The organism is Acidovorax sp. KPB24-07 (assembly GCF_057543315.1).
On record NZ_BAAJYS010000503.1, the window covers coordinates 1 to 2,049 of the forward strand.

A 2,049-nucleotide genomic window follows, 5' to 3' on the forward strand; every position below is an offset into this window, starting at 1 on the left:
CGGGTCGGCCGCCACTCCCACCAGCGCGAGCATGCCGCAGGCATACAGCCCGGACAGCGTGCCCAGCGCCACGCCCGCCGCGTATTGCAAGGCCACCGGCAGGCGCTGCAGCACGGTCTTCAGGCTGCAGGCGGTGACCAGCCAGGCCAGCGTGGCGGGCAGGGCGCCGCCCGTCAGCAGCGACAGCCGGCCGAGCCATTCCAGGGGCGTGGCGGTGTTGAAGAGGGCGCCCACGCCCAGCACCGCCTCCACGAAAAGCACCGCGCGCAGGATCACCCCGACATGGCAGGCGTCGAACACCAGCACCCGCCGGCCCAGGGGCTGGCGGGGGTCTTCGGTCAGGGCCTGCGGCCGGGTCGATAAAATTTGCGTCTCTTGCATTGCGGCATCCGGGTGTTCCGGGTGTCTGAACCACCGGATTATTGCCCTCCATGTCCACCAGCCCCGCCTCCAGCCCAGCGTCCGCCCCCTCCCACAACCAGCTCGACACCAAGGCCCAGGCCTGGTCGGCGCTGTTTTCCGAGCCCATGAGCGACCTGGTCAAGCGCTACACGTCGAGCGTGTTCTTCGACAAGCGCCTGTGGCAGGCCGACATCGCCGGCAGCTTGGCGCACGCCGACATGCTCGCCGCGCAGGGCATCATCTCGGCCGCCGACCACGCCTCCATCCAGCGCGGCATGGCGCAGATCAAGGAGGAGATCGAATCCGGCGCCTTCGAGTGGAAGCTCGACCTGGAAGACGTGCACCTGAACATCGAGGCGCGTCTCACGCAACTGGTGGGCGACGCCGGCAAGCGCCTGCACACCGGCCGCAGCCGCAACGACCAGGTGGCCACCGACGTGCGCCTGTGGCTGCGCGGCGAGATCGACCTGATCGCCGATCTGCTCAAGGAACTGCAGGTGTCGCTGGTGGATGTGGCCGAGCAGAACGTGGAGGTGATCCTGCCCGGCTTCACCCACCTGCAGGTGGCGCAGCCGGTGAGCTTCGGCCACCACATGCTGGCCTACGTGGAGATGTTCGCGCGCGATGCCGACCGCATGCAGGACGTGCGCCGCCGCGTCAATGTGCTGCCCCTGGGCGCCGCCGCCCTGGCCGGCACGACCTACCCGCTGGACCGCGAGCGCGTGGCGAAAACCCTGGGCATGGACGGCGTGTGCCAGAACAGCCTGGACGCCGTGAGCGACCGCGACTTCGCCATCGAGTTCACCGCCGCCGCCAGCCTGTGCATGGTGCACGTGAGCCGCCTGTCGGAAGAACTCATCATCTGGATGAGCCAGAACTTCGGTTTCATCAAGATCGCCGACCGCTTCACGACCGGCTCGTCGATCATGCCGCAGAAGAAGAACCCCGACGTGCCCGAACTGGCGCGCGGCAAGACCGGCCGCGTGGTCGGCCACCTGATGGGTCTCATCACCCTGATGAAGGGCCAGCCCCTGGCCTACAACAAGGACAACCAGGAAGACAAGGAACCGCTGTTCGATACCGTGGACACGCTGAAGGACACGCTGCGCATCTTCGCCGAGATGGTCGGCGGCCAGCCGAACCCGGCCACGGGCAAGAAGGAAGGCGGCATCACCGTCAACGCGCCGGCCATGGAGCAGGCCGCGCTCAAGGGCTACGCCACCGCCACCGACCTGGCCGACTACCTCGTCAAGAAGGGCCTGCCGTTCCGCGATGCGCACGAGACCGTGGCCCATGCCGTGAAGGCCGCCGTGTCGCACAACGTGGACCTGTCGGAGCTGCCCCTGGCCGTGCTGCAGGGCTTTCACCCGCAGATCGAAAAGGACGTGTTCGACGCCCTCAGCCTGCGCGGCTCGCTCAACGCCCGCAACACGCTGGGCGGCACCGCGCCGGCCCAGGTGCGCGCCCAGCTGGCCCGCCACCGCGCCCGCCTGGCCTGATTGCTGTTCACCTCCCCCCGTCCGCACACTTTCACGGAGCCCTCCATGCATCGTTCTTCCTCGCGCCGCCACTGGGTCTTGCGAATGGCCCGCGCCGCGGTCTGGGTGGGCGCCACGGCGGTCGCCGCCGTGGCCTCGGCCCAGACGC

1 protein-coding gene and 1 pseudogene are annotated in these 2,049 nt (G+C 68.9%); one reads left to right on the forward strand and one right to left on the reverse strand.

What is annotated here, in order from left to right; genetic code table 11:
• Positions 1-381: pseudogene (locus tag AC27IQ_RS23150) on the reverse strand (sensor histidine kinase); the annotation flags it as partial.
• Positions 382-431: 50 nt separating this feature from the next.
• On the opposite strand from AC27IQ_RS23150, the gene argH reads away from it, so the two are divergent.
• Positions 432-1,901 carry an argininosuccinate lyase gene (argH, locus tag AC27IQ_RS23155; protein ID WP_284395004.1) on the forward strand — a complete coding sequence of 490 codons (1,470 nt, stop codon included), beginning with the start codon at positions 432-434 and terminating at the stop codon, positions 1,899-1,901.
• Positions 1,902-2,049 lie beyond the last annotated feature (148 nt).

What these genes read in the sequence shown, in the direction of transcription:
- argH (WP_284395004.1), top strand. Translation starts at nt 432, where the DNA reads ATGTCCACCAGCCCCGCCTCCAGCCCAGCGTCCGCCCCCTCCCACAAC.